Source organism: Anabaena sp. PCC 7938 (genome assembly GCF_049315035.1).
GTDB classification, from domain to species: Bacteria; Cyanobacteriota; Cyanobacteriia; order Cyanobacteriales; family Nostocaceae; genus Anabaena; species Anabaena cylindrica.
Window position 1 is genome coordinate 36,617 of record NZ_CP186035.1, and the last position, 18,608, is coordinate 55,224.

At 41.8% G+C, this 18,608-nt stretch carries 17 protein-coding genes and 1 pseudogene; 10 read left to right on the forward strand and 8 right to left on the reverse strand.

All coding sequences use genetic code 11. The annotated features are described in order from the left end of the window. Window positions 1-52: 52 nt before the first annotated feature. Together galE and ACOWPH_RS28360 are read left to right on the forward strand one after the other, a co-directional pair. A complete protein-coding gene (gene galE / locus ACOWPH_RS28355) occupies window positions 53-1,054 on the forward strand; it encodes a UDP-glucose 4-epimerase GalE (RefSeq protein ID WP_015217846.1) in 1,002 nt (333 codons plus the stop codon). Between the two features lie 4 nt (window positions 1,055-1,058). After that, window positions 1,059-1,649 (forward strand): NUDIX domain-containing protein, encoded by a 591-nt coding sequence (locus ACOWPH_RS28360; RefSeq protein WP_015217847.1) that lies wholly within the window; start codon window positions 1,059-1,061, stop codon window positions 1,647-1,649. 138 nt (window positions 1,650-1,787) lie between these two features. On the opposite strand, the gene ACOWPH_RS28365 is transcribed toward ACOWPH_RS28360, so the two are convergent. Both ACOWPH_RS28365 and ACOWPH_RS28370 read right to left on the reverse strand, forming a co-directional pair. Then, window positions 1,788-2,123, reverse strand: a complete 336-nt coding sequence (locus ACOWPH_RS28365) for a BamA/TamA family outer membrane protein (RefSeq protein WP_422665743.1) — start codon at window positions 2,121-2,123, stop codon at window positions 1,788-1,790. After that, window positions 2,119-3,933 carry a ShlB/FhaC/HecB family hemolysin secretion/activation protein gene (locus ACOWPH_RS28370; RefSeq protein WP_422665742.1) on the reverse strand — a complete coding sequence of 605 codons (1,815 nt, stop codon included), beginning with the start codon at window positions 3,931-3,933 and terminating at the stop codon, window positions 2,119-2,121. Before ACOWPH_RS28370 ends, ACOWPH_RS28365 begins: the two co-directional genes overlap by 5 nt. Before the next feature lie 159 nt (window positions 3,934-4,092). Here ACOWPH_RS28370 and ACOWPH_RS28375 point away from each other — a divergent pair, with 159 nt between their 5' ends. The 7 genes from ACOWPH_RS28375 (at window position 4,093) to ACOWPH_RS28405 (ending at window position 13,363) form a co-directional block, all read left to right on the forward strand. After that, window positions 4,093-4,242 (forward strand): hypothetical protein, encoded by a 150-nt coding sequence (locus tag ACOWPH_RS28375; RefSeq protein ID WP_171815847.1) that lies wholly within the window; start codon window positions 4,093-4,095, stop codon window positions 4,240-4,242. 89 nt (window positions 4,243-4,331) lie between these two features. Further along, complete coding sequence (locus ACOWPH_RS28380; RefSeq protein WP_015217849.1) at window positions 4,332-5,105, forward strand: ParA family protein; 774 nt, start codon at window positions 4,332-4,334, stop codon at window positions 5,103-5,105. Then, a complete protein-coding gene (locus ACOWPH_RS28385; RefSeq protein WP_015217850.1) occupies window positions 5,102-6,097 on the forward strand; it encodes a ParB/RepB/Spo0J family partition protein in 996 nt (331 codons plus the stop codon). The genes ACOWPH_RS28380 and ACOWPH_RS28385 overlap by 4 nt, the downstream gene beginning before the upstream one ends. A gap of 478 nt (window positions 6,098-6,575) precedes the next feature. Continuing rightward, window positions 6,576-9,830, forward strand: a complete 3,255-nt coding sequence (locus tag ACOWPH_RS28390) for a DEAD/DEAH box helicase (RefSeq protein WP_015217851.1) — start codon at window positions 6,576-6,578, stop codon at window positions 9,828-9,830. Between the two features lie 532 nt (window positions 9,831-10,362). After that, the gene (locus ACOWPH_RS28395) at window positions 10,363-10,821 is read left to right on the forward strand and encodes a hypothetical protein (protein WP_015217852.1); all 459 of its coding nucleotides are present in this window, start codon (window positions 10,363-10,365) and stop codon (window positions 10,819-10,821) included. A 157-nt stretch (window positions 10,822-10,978) separates the two neighbouring features. Beyond that, window positions 10,979-12,766, forward strand: a complete 1,788-nt coding sequence (locus ACOWPH_RS28400; protein ID WP_015217853.1) for a relaxase/mobilization nuclease domain-containing protein — start codon at window positions 10,979-10,981, stop codon at window positions 12,764-12,766. Window positions 12,767-13,006: 240 nt separating this feature from the next. After that, window positions 13,007-13,363 carry a Spx/MgsR family RNA polymerase-binding regulatory protein gene (locus tag ACOWPH_RS28405; RefSeq protein WP_015217854.1) on the forward strand — a complete coding sequence of 119 codons (357 nt, stop codon included), beginning with the start codon at window positions 13,007-13,009 and terminating at the stop codon, window positions 13,361-13,363. Window positions 13,364-13,507: 144 nt separating this feature from the next. Here ACOWPH_RS28405 and ACOWPH_RS28410 read toward each other — a convergent pair whose 3' ends face one another. The 5 genes from ACOWPH_RS28410 to ACOWPH_RS28430 all read right to left on the reverse strand — a co-directional run bounded on the left by ACOWPH_RS28410 (window position 13,508) and on the right by ACOWPH_RS28430 (window position 17,107). Next, on the reverse strand, window positions 13,508-13,903 hold the full coding sequence (locus ACOWPH_RS28410; protein ID WP_015217855.1) for a type II toxin-antitoxin system VapC family toxin: 396 nt from the start codon (window positions 13,901-13,903) through the stop codon (window positions 13,508-13,510). Next, window positions 13,903-14,190 carry a hypothetical protein gene (locus ACOWPH_RS28415; protein WP_015217856.1) on the reverse strand — a complete coding sequence of 96 codons (288 nt, stop codon included), beginning with the start codon at window positions 14,188-14,190 and terminating at the stop codon, window positions 13,903-13,905. Before ACOWPH_RS28415 ends, ACOWPH_RS28410 begins: the two co-directional genes overlap by 1 nt. Before the next feature lie 229 nt (window positions 14,191-14,419). Then, the gene (locus ACOWPH_RS28420) at window positions 14,420-15,070 is read right to left on the reverse strand and encodes a hypothetical protein (RefSeq protein WP_015217857.1); all 651 of its coding nucleotides are present in this window, start codon (window positions 15,068-15,070) and stop codon (window positions 14,420-14,422) included. Then, window positions 15,063-16,268, reverse strand: coding sequence for a helix-turn-helix domain-containing protein (locus ACOWPH_RS28425; protein ID WP_015217858.1), 1,206 nt, complete (start codon window positions 16,266-16,268; stop codon window positions 15,063-15,065). The genes ACOWPH_RS28420 and ACOWPH_RS28425 overlap by 8 nt, the downstream gene beginning before the upstream one ends. Before the next feature lie 158 nt (window positions 16,269-16,426). After that, a complete protein-coding gene (locus tag ACOWPH_RS28430; RefSeq protein WP_015217859.1) occupies window positions 16,427-17,107 on the reverse strand; it encodes a hypothetical protein in 681 nt (226 codons plus the stop codon). Between the two features lie 153 nt (window positions 17,108-17,260). Here ACOWPH_RS28430 and ACOWPH_RS28435 point away from each other — a divergent pair, with 153 nt between their 5' ends. After that, window positions 17,261-18,217 (forward strand): tyrosine-type recombinase/integrase, encoded by a 957-nt coding sequence (locus ACOWPH_RS28435; RefSeq protein WP_015217860.1) that lies wholly within the window; start codon window positions 17,261-17,263, stop codon window positions 18,215-18,217. 141 nt (window positions 18,218-18,358) lie between these two features. Here the strand turns inward: ACOWPH_RS28435 and ACOWPH_RS28440 are convergent. Beyond that, window positions 18,359-18,559, reverse strand: a pseudogene (locus tag ACOWPH_RS28440) (hypothetical protein); the annotation flags it as partial. Between the last annotated feature and the right edge of the window lie 49 nt (window positions 18,560-18,608).

Here is an 18,608-nt window from a genome sequence, read left to right on the forward strand (position 1 = left end):
TGATTAAGTATTCATTATTAAATCTTTTAAAAAATTTAAGGAGAATGTTAAAATGTCATCAAATCAAGGTATAATTTTTGTTACTGGAGGGGCTGGTTACATTGGTTCTCATGCGGTATTAGCTTTACAAAAAGCTGGTTATCAAGTTATTGTTCTAGATAACTTAACTTCAGGACATAAAGACATTGTAGAAAATGTTCTTAAAACTGAACTTATTATAGGCTCTATAGGCGATCGCAATTTACTAGACCAAATTTTTTCTACTTATCCAATCATAGCCGTGATGCACTTTGCAGCTTATATTAATGTGGAAGAATCAGTATCTTTTCCTCATAAATACTACCGTAATAATGTTACTGATACACTAACATTGTTAGAAGCAATAAAATCAGCTAATATTAATAAATTTGTTTTTTCCTCTACCAGTGCGGTTTATGATGAGTATCAAACTAAGCCTATTTTAGAAACTGCTCCTCTTAATCCTATCAGTCCCTATGCTAAAAGTAAATTAATGATTGAACAAATGTTAGCTGATTTTGATGTAGCTTATGGTTTAAAATCGGTTTGCTTTCGTTATTTTAATGCCGCAGGTGCTGAACCTAATGCTTTAATTGGAGAAGATCGTAAAATAGAAAGTCATCTTATTCCTTTACTATTACTAACAGCTTTAGGTGAACAAAATTATTTTTCTGTATTTGGTACTGATTATACCACACCTGATGGTACTTGTATCAGAGATTTCATTCATGTTATGGATTTAGCTAATGCTCATGTTTTAGGCTTAAAATATCTCATAGAAGGTGGAAAGAGTGATATCTTTAATTTAGGTAACGGTAAGGGTTTTTCCGTGAAAGAAGTTGTCGAAATGACCCAAAAAGTAACAGGAAAAACTTTTGATATTCGGTATCAAGAACGTCGCTCAGGAGATCCACCTATTTTAGTAGGTAATAGTGAAAAAGCTCAAAGAATTTTAGGTTGGTCGCCCCAATATCCAGATTTAGAACAAATTATAACTCATGCTTGGCAATGGAAACAAAAATCTAAAACTTATTAATAATATGAAAAATCCCGATAAACCTAATGGTGAAAAATTAGGGTGGAAAATTCAAAAAAGTCAACTGATTTTTCAAAGTCAGTGGTATAATCTGCGTCAAGATAAAATTACTTTACCTAAAAATCAAGAGATTACCTACACCTATATAGAACATCCAGGCTCAGTATTTGTTGTTCCTATCACAGCCAATCAAGAAATTATTTTAATTCGTTCCTATCGTTATACAATAGATGACTGGTGTTGGGAAGTACCCGCCGGAAATTTAGGAGATCAAAAGGGACTATCCCCAGAAGAAGTAGCCCGTTTAGAGTTGGCAGAAGAAATTGGAGGAATAGCCGAAACTTTTCAAAGTTTAGGATGGTATTATATGGCTAATGGTTTGGCTTCCCTGAAAAATTTCTATTTTATTGCTTATAATGTCACCTTAAATCAAGGTAGTCAAAGAGAAGTAACTGAGATTATTAATGAAGTTAAAACTGTTTCTATTAAAAATATTTTTAATATGATTCAAGAGGGTTTAATTAAAGACGGAGAAAGTGCTTTTGCTATGATGTTAGCACTATCTCATATTAATCGCTCAAATCCTAGATTATAGTTCCTCATAAATTTCTAAATATGCAGTTTCTCGCCTCAATGTCATCATTAATATTGCTGATAGGAGTTTTTGCCTTTTGGTGGGCATTGCCCACCCTACATTTATTTATGATCACCTACTTACCTCTTGAACAAAGACTTAAAACAAATTAGATTCAACCCGCAAATATAGTCCATTTTCTTGCAAAGTCTTCTGCTGAGAATCTAATTCTACTAAAGGAATTCCCCAGTCAAAACGAACATTCAAAAAATCTTGCATTCTCCATTGCAAACCCAAACCTACTCCCAAGAGTGTATTCTGCTCTGGATCTGGCTTTTCTGTATTCCAACCTATGCCGAAATCCACAAAAGGAACTAACTGTAATAATCCATTGATTTTAGTCACTTTTAAAACAGGTAATCTTACCTCTGCCGAAGCAAAAAAGCCATTGTCAGTTAAAAATATATCTTGACGATAACCCCTGACACTATTAATTCCCCCTAAACCAAATTGTTCTTAAAGGAACAAGAGATTCAGTTGCTAATTGCAGGTCAGAACGCAGAAACAGTAAAGTATCATCATTTGCTGATAAACGACGCACATACTGCGCTTGTCCCCGCCATACAAAAAAGCGACTATCAGGTGGTTCATCATTAACAGTGGCATTAAACCAATCCAGTCCTAAACTAAATTGAGAACGTAAAGCAAGAATATCTTGAGGATGACGTTTTGACCAATCTTGAACAAATCTAATGGCAGAAATTTTTGTTTCTCCATTTTCATCTGCACCAGCCGAAAGGGGAAAATCAATTCCTAATAAAGTAGTCTTACTTTCTTGACGAGATAAAGTTAAACCTACGGCTAATTCTTCATTGGGAGTAAGCACTAGAGGCTGACGATAACTTAATTCAACAAAAAAAGAATCGCCTGTAATATCAATGCGATCAAAAGGTGGTTCTACTATATTGGTTGCTGTCACACCACCAGCCATAGTTAACTTGCCATTATGAGGATTGAGAGGAATGCTGTAACTAGCATCTATTGTATTACTACCATCAGTATTTGTATAGGAAACTGCTAAACTATCGCCAAGACCAAATAAATTAGCTTGGTGAAAATTAATTCCCCTTCTCCAACTACCCACACTAGGAGCGCGTCCATTATCTGTAAATAAATTAATATTAAAAGTATCTGCTTCTTTAACTTTGACTTCGAGTAAACTTTGATAGGGATCTGTTCCTGCTGAGAGTTCAGTAGATATATTGGCAATTAGGGGATCTAGTTGTAATAGTTGCAAAGCTTTGAGGATTCGCTTCTGATCAACGGGAGCTTTAGTGGCTAGGGCTAATCTGCTGCGGATATAATCAGGATTGAGTCGCTGTGTTCCTGAGATCCGAATATCTTCTATTTTGCCTTCGATAATTTGGACTTGAACCACACCATTCTGTTCAACAAGGTTTTGATTCGCTGGAATTACTGCTCCTGAATTGATATAACAGGGTTTATCGGCAGAAGATTCACTCTTACATCCTTTGATGTATAGCTGGTTAACGGTTGCTTCTACTTCCAATAGTTGAGCAAAAGTTATCTCTCCATCTGTAAACTTTTGAGTTTCGGCTGCTAATTGTTCCTGAGTAAATGCGGTATTCCCCTTAAACTCAAACTTTTTCACTACAATACTTTCAGGAATTTTTTGTTGAGAGTTAGTCTGAGTTAAGATTGGTTCAGCTTTTTTCTCAACTTGAGAGGAACGCGGGATAGGAGTTGCATTGGCCATGCTATAGGCCATATAAAGAATATCTTGACGGTTTTTAGCTATAAATCTAACTGTATAAATCAACTCATCTTGTTTCCACATTACTGATGAAAACTGGTTTGGGGGATTCTGCCTTGAACCGTCTATCAAATATCCTTGAATATTATTAGCTAAAGTAATAGGATCACCCATTTGATGTTGTCGGAGAGCTTCCTGGGCTTTAATTGAAACCGGAGACTCTACGGATAAACTGCCTACTTGACAGTTGGGAATTTTGTTTTCACAACTAAACAAATTGATGATCAAACTAGATGTTACAGGATCAGCGTTTAGCTGAATTTGGTATTGAGGCAGATTTCCTGGCAAAACCTCTAAAGACGGAACTTGAGATGGCAAGCGCATTAGCAAGCCTGATGGTAAAGACGTTTGGATTTGCTCTTGATAGGGAGTAAAAATACTTTCAGAACTTGCTGTAGCTTTTTCTGCGCTGCACAATATCAGTGAACTAATAGTAAAAATTAATATTCTCAGCCAAAAATCATAAGTCATGTCTTTATCCTCGATTGACGCTCGGCTTGGCAAAAACAATCAGTCCTAAAAATTCCTTTAAGGTTTCCCACAGTTTCAGATGACAAACTACCTTTTTATCGAAACGCTTATGTATGTTTAGTTTTGCCAGTTTTGCCAAAAGTTATCAAGGCTCTTATTTTGGCATATGTATTGACTTATTGGTTTGTGTTTGGATTAAATTTAGGATTAGTGGATGTATTGTTGGGTTCTACTGGCGATTGGTTTGTTCGTGCAGTTGTGTTGTTAGTTGTCTTTAAACAGGGCAAGTGGCGGGAAACGATTGTTTAGCAGCTGAGACCGTGTACCATATTTTATAAACTGGAAAATAAAAACGAGCCGATTCACTAAAGTCATCCTATCTTTAGGAACGAAAGCCAGTGTCAAATTCTCAAGATCAGTGTCGCATCATAGCCATCTTTAACCAAGCAGGTGGTGTGGCCAAATCAACACTCACCCAAAACCTGGGCTACCACCTCGCCCAACAAAAACATCGTGTCCTTCTCATCGACATTGACCCCCAAGCCTCCTTAACCAAATTCATGGGCTTAATCCCATCTCAGCTACAAAAAACTGTAGCCGATGCCATTATTGATGAACAGCCTTTACCCATTCATAGTGGCATTCACGGCATGGACATAGCACCAGCTAACCGACTCCTGAGTGGAGCCGAAATGCAGCTAGTCAGTGCCGCCATGCGCGACTTACGTCTCAAAGAAGCCCTAGAACCAGTCCAAGACTCCTACGACTTTATCCTTATTGACTGTCCCCCCAGCTTAGGATTACTTTCTTATATTTCCCTAGTCGCCGCCACCCACGTCCTCGTCCCCATCGAAACCCATCTCAAAGCCTTCGAGGGGACAGACGAACTCTTGCAAACCATCACCCAAGTTAAAAATAAACCCAACCGCAAATTACAAATCGCAGGCTTTGTTCCCACCCGCTACGCTCACCAAAACTCAGCCGATAAAAGAGCCTTAGCAGCCATCCAAGCACAACTTTCAGCATGGGGTCGGATTTTTCCACCTATCCCCAGAGCTACCGCTTTTGTCGATGCCACAGAAGAACGTGCGCCCCTAGCAGTATTTGACCCCAAACACTCTGCCGTTAGTATTCTTAAAGAAATCGCTTCTGCTCTGGAGTCCCTCGCATGATACGCAAACGCACCGAAAAACCCTTTGCTGGTCAAATTACCACTCCACCCCCAGCCCCTTGGTTATCATCCCCAATGGAAGCTGACACCCCACCTGCTGCTGAAAGTCAAGTCAAACTCCAAGACATTCACTTGCCTCCACAGCAACCCAGACGCTACTTTGACCCCCAAGCATTAACAGAATTAGTCGCATCAGTTAAACAGCATGGTATCCTCCAACCCCTCTTGGTGCGTCCACTGGCAGGAGGGAAATACGAATTAGTAGCAGGAGAACGCCGTTACCGTGCAGCCACAGAAGTAGGACTGGAAGAAGTGCCAGTGGTTGTACGTGAGTTATCCGATGACCAGGCGTTTCAGTTAGCCTTGATTGAAAACCTGCAACGACAAGACCTCAACCCAGTTGAAGAAACAGAAGGTATCTTGCACCTGTTGGCTATTCGGCTCTCGTGTGATGTGGAAGCAGTCAAATCCTTGCTGTACCGGATGAAAAATGCCAGTAGCAAAGGTGAAAAGCAATTAAAAAACTCTGAGGAGCAATCTAGGAGAAACGTTTCTCCTAACGTAGATGATGAGAAAGCAAAAAAAGTACAAGAGGTGTTTGAAAGCCTGGGACTGATGAATTGGCTGTCCTTCACCACCAAGCGCGTACCCTTACTCAATATGCCTCTGGAGATTTTAACAGCACTGCGAGAGGGCAAACTGGAGTACACTAAAGCACAAGCCTTGGCACGAGTAAAAGATGATGCTCTCTGTACACAACTCTTAGACCAAGCGATCGCACATAACTGGTCTTTAAGTGAAATCAAAGCACAAATCGCTGCTAACACCCAACCGGCTCAACCCCCATTCTCAAAATCACCCAACCAAATACCAGAACGTCTCAAAAACGTCACCCAGAGCATTAGCAAGCGTAAACTCTGGGAACAACCAGCCAAGCAAAAGAAACTAGAAACCCTCCTAAGTAAACTCGAAGCCTTATTAGGTGATGAATAATAGGACTTACTCATCACCCTCCAACCAATGCTCACCACTTTTGAACGAGGGAGCGAGGTGGTGATAATTTATTAGACTATAAAAACAATTGACATCCTCAAGCAGAGCGAGAAAAAATTAGGCAACAGTGCTACCGTCACGGAAGATACGAAGGCAACGAATGGGTAGTGGAGGATAATTAATTTTATTTTACTAGTTGCTGCATTGGCATTAGACATATCCGCGAGTTAACCTTAAAGCTTTACAAATCAAGGGTCAAAACCTAATTTATGGCTATAGCTTGCGTGACGACGTAGGAGTCATACGCCACGCTGCACTATCGGAGAACTCTAATGATCCGAGATGCCTAAATGGGAAAATATACTCGCTACTCAACCTTTATGTATAAGCCCTGACAAAAATCAATCATTTGTTAGATGACATTATTCGTAAATTCTAGTAGTTTGTGCTTCAATAGCAACTCTAGGAGGAGACGAACATGGCACAAGAGTCACAGATTCGCGACTTGCTCCAAACCTGGCTGCATTACATCCACATTGAGAACTTGACTAATGCCAAAGTCGAAGCTGGTGACGAAGATCAACCCCATATCTGGGACTCTGGTGTAAATTTAGTAGGCGATAAATTACTCCTAGACGAATCCTTATTCAAACAACTCAAACAACCCTTCAAAACCTCAAAAACCAAACCTCAAGCCAAACCTCAAGCCAACCCACCATCAATCGCCGTAGCCTTCCCCCAGCTTTATCTAATCGAAGGAAATCGCCGGCAATTTCGCCCCCTCTTTACCATTGACATTTCTCCTATCTTTGATGGCAATTATCGCCAAAGCGGCTGGGACTTAACCACCCTCGAGTTTCAACCCATCATCCCCAACTTGATGCAGTGGTATGGACTAGAAGAAGAAACTGCTGAATCCCTAGTCACTAAAGAAGGACTCAAAGTTTTTCTGGAAACCACCTTCAATCGTCCCTTTAAAACCCTACAAGACTGGATTGGACTGATTTCTTTACCACCCTTTCCCGTGCGCTCAAAACTGCTTCCCTACCTGCTGAACTTTGGCTACGTAGCCTTCAACCATAACCTCAACAAAGACTTCCAGAAAATCAGCGAACAGCGAAAATGGAATTGGGCAGTCCCTGGACATCCCGCATACGAATATCTGTTTGGACAACCAATAGCACCCCAACACAACCTACTATTTCTCGGTGCTTTCCCAACCTTACCCCCCGACGACTATCAAGCCCAGGCTCTCAAACATTGCCAATCTCAACCCCTCACCGCTGTAATTGGACCACCGGGGAATGGTAAAACCACATTGCTGTTACACAAAATAGCCCAACAAGTAGTCCACCGCGCCGTGCAATTAGCCACAGACGGTGAAGACGAAAGTAACCTAACTTTAGTCACCAGTACCAACAACCATGCAGTCAACAACGTTGAAGAACTCCTAGAGAGCCACTTTCCCCAAAACGGCTTCTACTTATCAGGCGGCTCCAAAGAATTAGTTGATATCCAAGTTTTACCTAAATTACAAGCTGCACTCGACTCACTAGCTAGAGAAACCTTTAACCCAACTGCATGGGAGTCAGCCAAGCAACAATTGTTAGCTCTTGTGCAGCAACTACAATTTCACATCAAGCAAGATGAATATTACCAACAACAGAAGATTGCTGATGAGCAGTTATTAGAGCAGCTAGATAGAGATGTACAACGGCTGCAAGAGGCGATAAATAGCTTTTTACAAGTGAATCCACAATTTAGGAGAAACGTTTCTCCTAACTCGGATTTTGAGTTACAACCCCCATTATCAGCCAACTCTTCACTAGAGCCTTACTCGCCATTATCAGCCAACTCCTCACAGAACGACCCAGAGCCTCAATCTCCACTACCATTCAACCAATCACCAAACTACTATTGGGACTTTCAACCTACCTCACCAATAGAGCCTGTAGATGTTACCTCTGAATCTAGGAGAAACGTTTCTCCTAACTTAGATATTGGATTCCCACCATCGTCATCACGAACTCCATTACGGCATTACTCAGACTCCCAGCCCCCCTCACCGTTAAACTCATCACGCGACTACTCCAAATTTCCCCTTGAAGCGTACCAGCAGATAGAGCAACACCTGAATACAGCAAGTCATTCCTTACCTCATGAAAGTACCAGGCAATTTTTAGGTCAAAACCACAACTGGTTGATTCGACTATTGCAAACAATTAAACTATTACAAACAATCAAACTATTGCAGAGAATTAAACTATGGCAAAAAATCAAACGATTCTGGCAAAAGATAACTAGAAACAGCCCACGCCATATTCTCAAACGCTTGCACAAACAAATAGAAATGCCCGTATTGGCAACCTTGGCTACACCCTTTCCCTTTCAAATTCCCCTGACAATTGAATCTTTAGTAGCAGCCCACCAAAGTGTTTTCCTGCTACTGAAAGAAGTATCTGATTGGCAACAGCAACAAAATCAACTTAACCACAGACAACAACACCTCGAATTATTACAACGCCAATTAACCGACCGACAACACCAGCAACAACAAATCCAAAATCGACTTGCCACTTATCCTAACCAAGATTTCTACAGTCGTTTCTACAGCGAATTGCACACACTGCAAGTACAGTTATTTGAGAGTGCTTGGCAATTTCAACAACAGGAAGCACAACGCAGAAAAGATGAAGTCATGGCTGCTATTAAAACTTACATTGGGGTGTTAAATAACGAATGGGACGCTTTTCGTCAAATGTCCTTGCATTGGCGAAACATTTATCGAGATATCAGCCTGTTGTTTCCCGTTTTCCTGAGTACCCTGCATTCTATTCGCCGTCTGTTCCCCTATCCTGATAGCGGTTGTATCAACCAAGTCATTGTAGACGAAGCTGGTCAGATTCCCCCACATCAGGTATTTCCAGTGTTAGTGCGGTGTCGTCATGCTTTGATTGTCGGCGACCCCTTGCAACTAGAACCAGTCATTAATTTAAGCGACCAAAAGAAAGAAGAATATCGCGGTAAATCCTTCCTGGAAAGGGGACTTACAGATGCAGATTATGACTGCTACAGTCCCACCGCTACCACAGCTTATCACCGAGCCGCAGGAGCATCAGCACAACCAGAAGACATTGGTAACGGCATTATCCTTAAATATCATTACCGGTGTGTGCCAGTGATTGCCGATATTAGCGATCGCTTGTGCAATTATGGCATGATCATCAAAACAGAATCTAAACCATCTCTGTTAGGTGCTAACCTGATTGCTTACCACGTAGAAGGAAAGCCAGAAAACCACATAAATTGGGCAGAAGTTGATGTGGTAGAAACGTTAATTGCCCAATTGCTAGAGGCAGGTTACAGCTTCAATGCTCCTAGCAATCAAAATACTAGCAATCAAAATACAATAGGCATAATTTCACCTTATCGTCGCCAAGCAAATGCCTTGCAAGAACGCTTACAATCACGCTCTTCCGACTTTTCAGCCAATAGTATTGGCACAGTCCACACCTTCCAAGGTGGTCAGAAATCTGCGATAATCTTCTCAACTCGCCAATCAGAACCTACTGATAGCCTCTGGTTTATTAATCGCAAACCGAATTTACTCAATGTTGCTGTCAGCCGAGCCAGAGAACTGTTTATCCTTGTGGGGAATTTAGACAGACTTTCTGAAGGTGGTTATACCAAGCAATTAGTAGAATATATCCAGCAATTCGGTGAGATACGATAATTACAATTGTTGTTTCTTCGTTAAGAATATTTGACCCGCTAACTCTCCAATGTCTGGAAACAATAATCCTTGATGGACAGGAGATTTCTTTACCCCCAACTATTCAAAGTATTGAAAAACTCCCCTCGATAAAAAGTGCATTTTTATGCACAAATATAGCGGTTATCATTTGAATAAAGTACAGGTTTTTCGTCATCCCTTCAGTAATCTAATAACCTGGGTATATTGCACTTAATTGCAAATTTCTATATTCAATTGATTGAAAATGTTACTATTGATGGATGCTGCTTGCATAACCAACCCAATAATGTAGAATTCAGGCACAACACACGTGGTTATAGCACCATTACTAGGGAAGCAAGCAGGGAGGACGTATATACAAAATTTTAAAATTTGCTAAATCTTAGAGTGCAATCGCTATCCGCATCAACCTTCAGCCAATTATTTTCAGATTGTCTCACATCTTCTCTAGAATCGCATATTGCTATTTATTCTAAAACCTTCTCAATTGTCACCCCTTCAGCTCGTTGCTATGACCTCACAACCAGAGCGTAAACAGGATAAAACTTCATCTTTTTTGCTGCGCTTAACTCCGGCAGAAAAGAGTCGCTGGCATAAAATGGCTGAGTTCTATGCTTTACCCCTAGCTGAATTTATTAGACGACGAGTAGAAGGTCGTCCCATTAGTCCGCCAAAAGTGCCAGCTATTAATGTGAAAACCAGTCTACAAATGGGACAAGTTGACCTGAGACTGAGACATTTAGAAAAAGATTTACAAACAGCGATCGCACTCCTCTCTCAAAAACAACCTCTCTCAAAACCAACATACCAGCAGTTAATTAAGCAAATTGGTGACGTAGATGATTTGTTAGGAGAATTGCGCTCAGAATTACGTGAAGTGAGATTGCAATTATCCGGTGTCGATGACAACAGCGAAAATGAAGCAAGTTCAACAGATGAGTTGGACTTTGATGACGAAGACTGGAATTAGATGTAGAAGTAAGTCATCATGGGCTTCCAAGCTTCTGGGAGGTCAGGGAAACGCAGCAAGTAAGTTTTTGGAGGATTAGGATTGGATTAGATGCACAACTTGGTTGTCCTTCTTTCCTATTGCAGATATCGTTAGACCTTGAAGTGGAGAATGGTAAATGCTGACCAAAGTTGTTCCCACTGGCAATAACCCCGGTGGTCTGCTGCGTTATCTCATGGATAAACACAAAGAATTCGAGTTGTATGGTGGCAACATAGCAGGGCAGACTTACACCCAAATCATTCAAGAATGGCGTGCCATATCCCAGCAAAATCCTCGCACTGACAAAGATACCAAGCACATCACCATGAGTCCCCACCACACAGACCGCCTCACTCCTGACGACTGGCTAGAAATTGGCAACTTCATGATCAACGGACTAGGCTACACCAACAACCTGTGGCTGATGATTAAGCATAAACCCACAGAAAGTCAACTACAGCATAACCCATATGCACCGCCTCACGTTCATATCATGATTCACACCTTTGAATGTGAAAACTTTACCCGCATCAACGACTGGCAAGACAAAAACCGTGCCGAAGAACTGACACGAGAAATCGAGCAACGGTGGCATCTATATCAACTGACTAAGAGTGCAGAGATTGATTATTCTGCCCCCACCACCGGACAAAAGCGTCGGATGTTGCGAGAACAAGAAGAATATGACACCGGATTGCGGAATACACCACCAGCAGAACCAACTAAGCAACGATTGGAACGTATGGTCATTGCCGCCGCTGAAAATCAACCTCACATCCAAATCTTCATCGGTAGACTTCAGCACCAGGGGGTTGATGTTTACCCTACCATCATTGGTGATGAAATGAAAGGCTTAACCTTTGAGTATGAAGGATTTCGGTGTCGAGGCTCACAGCTAAAAAACTGTAGCTGGAAAAAACTGCAAACAATCCGGGGAGTTGATTATAACCCCACCCGTGATTTACCTTTTTTAAGAGCGATGGCGAAACGCCCACTGTATGTCCTGCGGACAGGCTCCGCATTGGCGGAGCCGACCCACCAGAAGGCGATGGCTACGCCCGCCTCCGGCATCGCTATCGACTCCGCTGTGCCAGCAGCAATTGCTGCTGGGGAACAAATGCAACTATTACCAGAAGACTTGGAGAATCATACCCAGTCTGTATCTGCTAGTACCCAACAGCTATCTGATAGTAATAAATCTGCATCTGTTCCTAATTCATCTGTATCTGCCAGTAACCAAAATCTTTCTAATCATAATACATCTGCATCTGTTTCTAAACAATCTGTATCGAGCAATGCTCAATCTTTGTCCATCAGTCCCAAGCAAATTAAATGCACAGCAATGTTTGCAGCAGATATTGACGAGTTACTTTTAGCAAATACAAATTGCTGCCTTGACAAAGACTTTATCGCCGAGCGAATATCTGCCACTGAAATTTCCTTGCGTCGCACACAAGACCAAAGCGAAATTCTGCGGGCTAGACGTAATAGTGATAACTGGGAAGCATTACCCACCGAAAGCGAAATGACCCCCTCGGAAGTTCATGCTATGCTTGCCCTCAAAGAAGATTTAATCAAACAATCAGAAAATCGCCAACAACAACAACAAGCAGAAACTGTTGCACCCATAGTGGCTGCTCTTTTAAATCTTAAGAAAACAACTCGCTTTACCTGGGAACACTACATTGCGGAGTGGGATGGAGAGTGTTTAACTTTGGGCAGAACTGGAGATGATTTTCCCATCATGGAAGCAGCTTGGAATAGAGAAATTCAATACTGGGATGTGAGAAGTTCCTGCCTCTCCCAAGGAACAACTAATTATTTTGTCAAACAAATTTTACCCTATGTAAAGTCAGCACTGCAACAACAACACGAAGCCAGTATCAAGAAACAAAGAAGCGAACAAAAACAACTGGAATTGTAGCTGGTTTATCTGTTGCACTAATTTATGATTTTACCAAAGAAATGGGTTTAAAGCCTCGCCCACTTCGACAAGCTCAGTGCATCGCTTCTAAGGCGACTTTGATATAATATTGTCATGAAAACAATAAGTCGGATATTTTTGTAATTAAAATTGTATGTTAAAAAGAAAGTTTTATAATTTAAAATAAATGGCACATATACAAGTAATATTAAATAAAGATAATGTTGATTAACCTTTTTTATGTCCATTCAAGTCTACGGAATACCAAACTGCGGAACCTGCAAAAAGGCGTTCAAGTGGCTTCAAGACAACGGTATTGACTATGAGTTTATTAACACCAAAGAAACTCCCCCAACTCGTGAGATGATCCAAAACTGGGTAAAGTCTTTGGGTTCTGCTGCTATGCGAAATACCTCCGGTCAATCCTACCGGGCTTTAGGTGATGACAAGAAGACTTGGACAGATGAGCAGTGGATTGAGGCATTTGCTAACGATGCAATGCTGCTCAAGCGCCCCCTTTTCCTACTGGATGGAACGGCTGTGCTGATAGGCTTCAAGGACAAAGCTGAAGTAGTCCGGCAAAAGTTGGGACTTTAATATATTCTGCTGGTTGTTAGATGCTCAAATGTCATCGCAGTAGGCTTAACTTATTCGTGTCCTCGTCACCTACTGTATTCGGTATTCCGAGTCAGTGTCGGTAGTTCACTAAAGGTAAATTCTCTCATCGTTGGTATGGTAGAGTCAGTTTTCTAACCAGTTATCTAATTTTAAGTTGGGAATATTAATAAAATCTTTGATATTATTAGTAACGAGAATATCGTCACGAGAACGAGCCACAGCAGCAATTAAAGCATCAAATTCTCCTGTTGGTTTCCCAATTTTTCTGAGTTCGCTTTGAAGGAGGCCAAATTCGATAGCTGCTTCTATTTCAAATGGTTCTACTGGTAAAAGTTCTGTGAACTGGGCTAATGTCTCTAGATTTTTGGCTACCTGTTGAGAACAATAAACTCCTTTATAGAGTTCTGAAATTACAATGATGGATAGATAACATTGGCTAAAATAGCGATTGAATTTAGTAACAGCTTGGGGATTTTCGTTGAGTAGTGCAATGCAAATGTTGGTATCTAGTAGATACATTAGCCGTTATCCTGATTATCAATTGAGTCTATAATTCTGCCTTGATAAGTATGGCGTTCTTGGTCGATTTCTGCAAATATTTCGGTTAATTCAGGTTGGTTTTTCCAAGCCCCGAATAATTTATTGAGTTTTGCTAGTTTCTCCGCTTCTGTTAATGCTTGTTGTCGTTTTGTAATTTTATTCTCAATAAATCCTAAGTCTATTATTATTTCTGTCCCATCGGGAATGTTATTAAGTGTTTCTAAGATTTCAATATTTTGACCACGTTTTATGCCTCTAACTTTCATATTTGATTTCCTCCTCCGCTTGTTAATTGATGACTGTTGAATGTTGAATATTTACAATGTATTTGGGTCAATTCCTCTTGCTTGTAACTTAGTTAAAAGAGCTTACATTTGTCCAAGGACTACTCTACAACTTCTAATAATAAGGTTTCTGTACGTGCTGATGTAATGAAATTGGCGTGCAGGGGATGCTGTGTGGGAGTAGAATGGATAATATATTAAAACCCCAGAACTATATAGGGGTATCTTCGTCAGACAGAATACATTGCAATTCTTGGTAGATGCTATCTTTTAAGGCAAAATTAGCCTGGAGCATCCCATCAATTAACTCTTGCAATAGATTTGGGGAGGGACGGGTTTGCCGCACCCATGTATTGAGAATATCTGGAATGGTCAGGAAAGAAATACCTAGCTCCTGAGCAGCTTTGATACAAGCTTTTTTATCACTTGAGAGAAAAACAGCTATGAGAGCAGTTCTTAAAGCCAAAACTAAACAAGCAGCCTCACCACGACCCACACCATACGTCTTCATCAAATTTTCCCGTCTAGGAAGTTCTGCCAACTCTAAAGGCTCAATAAATAGACTCCCCACCTGAATATGGCGCTCAAGCTGAGTCGCATTTTCTAGACGAACCTGAAAACGCTGTCCTTTGAGTCCTGGTTGTGTTTGCACTTGACGACGGGCATAACGCAGTCCTCTTGCTAATTCACTTAAGTCTTCATCAGCTATATTTAGAGGCAGATTATCTTCATCTTGGTTGTAGACTTCAGTAGGAAAGCCAGCTCGTGAAGTATTCAGAGCTTCTAGGAGGATATCAATTCCTTGAGGATGAGCAAATGCAAACACCCTTAGCACCACTGTATCAAGCACAAATTTAGACATAGACCTCTGCGGAATCTGCCACTTCTTCTTCGTAGAGCCTATCTTCTAATTCAAGATCACTGATACCTAGAATTTCAGCCACTCGCCGCAAAGATAGAATTTCCTGAGTCAGCGCACGATAGCTTAGTTCCACAAAAATTCTCGGTAAGCGTTCTTCGGGTGGTAAAGGACGCACTCCAAACTGATAGGGAGATGGTCCATATCCCAAAGATTTAGCTATAGCCATTGGTTTGACGTTATCAGTAAATGTTTCTATGGGAGCGCCTAACTTGCGGTCAGCTTCTAGTCGGTAAATTGTAGCTTGATAGCTAACGCCAAAGTAACGAGCAATGTGAGTTGCTTGTTCTGGATGCTTGACTGTCTTAATTCCCATCACTTCCAGTCGTTCCTGCAATCCCTCCGGGGGAATCAGGAAGTAAGACGCAAACCGATTGGCAAAGTCTTCTAACAAATCAGCCCGCGCTGAATCACGACACAAAATTGCTGGCCTATCCCAATGAAAAAGGTGGTGGGCAATTTCGTGGCACAGAGTAATTTGAGAGCGAATATAAGCCTGATTTTCGTTAAATACTACAACTGGACCTAGCTGTGGATGCAAAAAGAACAGACCTGAGATATCCGTTTTCTCTAGCCCCAGAGCAATAGCGAAAACTTGATAGCCTTGCGCGTCAAGAAACCCCTTGACGTTAAGTAAAGGAGCAATGCCCAAATTATAGTAGCGACGTGCTTTTTGAGCAAATTCTGCTACCTCATAGTCAGTGAAATTTTCCTTGCCCAGAGCTGCAAACGGGGGATGGGGCTTACCAGGAAAGGGGGTGGCGGTAAGTTGGTAAAGTTCCTCAAAATTGTGAATTTGTTGGATGAGTTTAGCAATGCCAGTCTTCCCAGCAATGGCCAGATGATTAGCCAGAGTCCGCAATGCCGTTTCCCAATCTGGCTGCATGGGGGGCTGGTCTGATGTGCTAACTTCTACAAAAAAGTAGGTTACAGGCACACCATATAGACGAGCCAGCCTATCTACTGTGAGTGCCTCGATTCTCCGCTTACCACTTTCATACTGACTGAGTGCAGCAGCAGTAATACCCAATGATTGAGCGGCTTCACTTTGGGTAAATCCTGCCATTTCACGAGCTAGGCGAATTCGTTCTCCCAAACGTATTTCTGGTGATGGACGGTCAAGGGAATTCAGCACAAACATCACCTCTTGAATCTGCAAGTTAACAATATGTTATTTTAGGGACTTCCACATTAATGATTTTAACATATTTCTAGAGTTCGCTACCGTGTAGTATTGCATTTAACCCTAGTTCTTTGCAGGGATGGCATTTAGATTGCCGATACAAAAAAGCTAACAGCCTAATTAACCCTTTCTAAACAAATCATCGGCTCCGGTCCTAGCACCCCACCAACAGTCAAAACTGCTAACGTCCTAGTTTCTTGAGGATACTGTGCCTTAACTTTGGTTATAGCATCATCCAAATCGGATGCTTGGGCAATGTAAATCTTTTCACCAGTTGTCAGCACCCAAAGAGGTTTAGGCCAGGTATGTCGCGGCTGAAGCACAGCTTTATAAACACAGTCATGAGTAAACTGGATTATCTGCTCAAGTATCACATCATTACAGAACTCACCCAACTCGGCTTGGAAAAATCCTCTGAGTTCTTCATTAGAGATATCTTCGACAACTTGCTCTCTCCCCACGGGCAAATGTTGTTGATGCTGAACGTTCGCCTGTACTAAATTTGACTCAATAAAGCGACTTACCTGGGTTGTAATGGAATCAAAGTCCCGCTCCATCAATAAATGCCCTAAGTGTTCCCTCAGCAAAGTTCGGAAATTGCCATCCGAGATATTGATACCAGACGTATTGAGATCAACTGAAAACCGCTCTCCCCGACCACAGCCAACTTCCCCGTTAGCAGCATCCTCTGCCTCTATCAACTCCATCAATCGTTTGTGCTGAATTACACCATTTGTAGAAGATTCAGATTGTGTTAGTGCAGTATCTCCGACAGAGAAAGGAATTGATTGGGTCATGGCTCTCTCCTTACAACTTCTAATAATAAGGTTTCTGTACGTGCTGATGTCATGAAATTGGCGTGCAGGGGATGCTGTGTGGGGGTAGAATGGATCGTAAGTTATTAAAACTTTCGTTTACCCAAGAAAATTAGGCGCAAGCACGCTCTTTCAATGGCAGAGCAATTAATACAGTACACAGACTTAATATTGGCAACACCAACGCCGTTGACGCTTCACCCGGCGGCGGTCTATTTGTCTGGTTTAACTGCTGGCAGCAGGCGGACAATGCAAAAGGCTCTGAATGCGATCGCTCGCTTGCTAACTACGGATGAGTACGATGCTTTGTCTTTGGATTGGTCAAAATTACGCTACCAGCACACGGCAGCAATTCGCGCTGTGTTGATGGAACAGTACGCCCCAGCAACCGTTAACCGGATGCTTTGTGCTTTGCGTCGGGTGCTGAAGGAAGCTTTTCGCTTGGGGTTGATGAGTGCTGATGATTATGCCCATGCGGTGGATATTAATTGTGTGCGCGGTGATTCGGCTTTGCGGGGACGGCTGCTGAAAACCAGTGAAATCGCCGCACTTTTGAGCGATTGCAAGCAGAATCAAGATTGGATTGGTGTGCGTGATGCGGCGCTGATCGCTATTCTCAGTGGTTCTGGGTTACGTCGCGCTGAGGTGGTGGCTTTAGATTTGGGGGACTATCAGCCGGAAGATGGTTCTTTGCAAGTCCACAAGGGTAAAGGGGGCAAGTTCAGGATTGTGTATTTGCCAGCAGGGGCGGTGGCGGCTCTAGATGCTTGGTTAAATATTAGAGGTAATGCTGCTGGTGCTTTGATTTGTCCGGTGCGGCGTGGTGGTCACGTCCATATTCTGCGGATGACTGACCAGGCGGTGATGGTGATTCTCCAAAAACGTGCTAAAAGTTCTGGGGTGGCTCCTTTTAGCCCCCATGATTTTCGGCGATCTTTTATTAGTAATTTGTTAGAAGCTGGTGTCGATGTTTTAACTGTGAGTCGGCTGGCTGGTCATTCTGACCCGGCGACTACCCAAAAATACGATCTGCGTCCTGAAGTTGCCAAGCGCCAAGCTGTACAGTTGTTAAATGTCCCTTACGATGAGTGAATGTAAAATCACTGCTTTTGGCGTAATTGACATCCTCTCCGTCGTGAACGGTCGGCGATTCCCTACAACAAACTTAAGTCAAGAACTTCCCTAGTTTGTTTTTAGCCATTCGCTGTGCCAGTTGCGTAAGTCCTGACTTCTTTATTTAATCGGTTGATACAGTCCAGACTCTGCATTCCATTTCCAGCCAACACTCATGGGATCACGATTCCTCGACCAACTGAGAAATTCTTTCTCGCTCTTGTTTTCTCTTTCAGCAATCAAGCTTTGGGAAGTGACACCTAATCTTTGGGCTAAATTTTCATTGGCAAATGCTTGCAGTTCTACTGACGGCATATGGTAAGTACCTAGACAGAATTAATTACACAAATAAATAACATAATATATTAAG

Bases quoted from the DNA above. Each gene is read 5' to 3' on its own strand.
- ACOWPH_RS28430 (WP_015217859.1), bottom strand. From the start codon at position 17,107: ATGACCCAATCAATTCCTTTCTCTGTCGGAGATACTGCACTAACACAA.
- ACOWPH_RS28400 (WP_015217853.1), top strand. From the start codon at position 10,979: ATGCTGACCAAAGTTGTTCCCACTGGCAATAACCCCGGTGGTCTGCTG.
- ACOWPH_RS28385 (WP_015217850.1), top strand. From the start codon at position 5,102: ATGATACGCAAACGCACCGAAAAACCCTTTGCTGGTCAAATTACCACT.
- ACOWPH_RS28420 (WP_015217857.1), bottom strand. From the start codon at position 15,070: ATGTCTAAATTTGTGCTTGATACAGTGGTGCTAAGGGTGTTTGCATTT.
- ACOWPH_RS28405 (WP_015217854.1), top strand. From the start codon at position 13,007: ATGTCCATTCAAGTCTACGGAATACCAAACTGCGGAACCTGCAAAAAG.
- ACOWPH_RS28410 (WP_015217855.1), bottom strand. From the start codon at position 13,903: ATGTATCTACTAGATACCAACATTTGCATTGCACTACTCAACGAAAAT.
- ACOWPH_RS28370 (WP_422665742.1), bottom strand. From the start codon at position 3,933: ATGACTTATGATTTTTGGCTGAGAATATTAATTTTTACTATTAGTTCA.
- galE (WP_015217846.1), top strand. From the start codon at position 53: ATGTCATCAAATCAAGGTATAATTTTTGTTACTGGAGGGGCTGGTTAC.
- ACOWPH_RS28415 (WP_015217856.1), bottom strand. From the start codon at position 14,190: ATGAAAGTTAGAGGCATAAAACGTGGTCAAAATATTGAAATCTTAGAA.
- ACOWPH_RS28360 (WP_015217847.1), top strand. From the start codon at position 1,059: ATGAAAAATCCCGATAAACCTAATGGTGAAAAATTAGGGTGGAAAATT.
- ACOWPH_RS28390 (WP_015217851.1), top strand. From the start codon at position 6,576: ATGGCACAAGAGTCACAGATTCGCGACTTGCTCCAAACCTGGCTGCAT.
- ACOWPH_RS28435 (WP_015217860.1), top strand. From the start codon at position 17,261: ATGGCAGAGCAATTAATACAGTACACAGACTTAATATTGGCAACACCA.
- ACOWPH_RS28395 (WP_015217852.1), top strand. From the start codon at position 10,363: ATGACCTCACAACCAGAGCGTAAACAGGATAAAACTTCATCTTTTTTG.
- ACOWPH_RS28425 (WP_015217858.1), bottom strand. From the start codon at position 16,268: ATGTTTGTGCTGAATTCCCTTGACCGTCCATCACCAGAAATACGTTTG.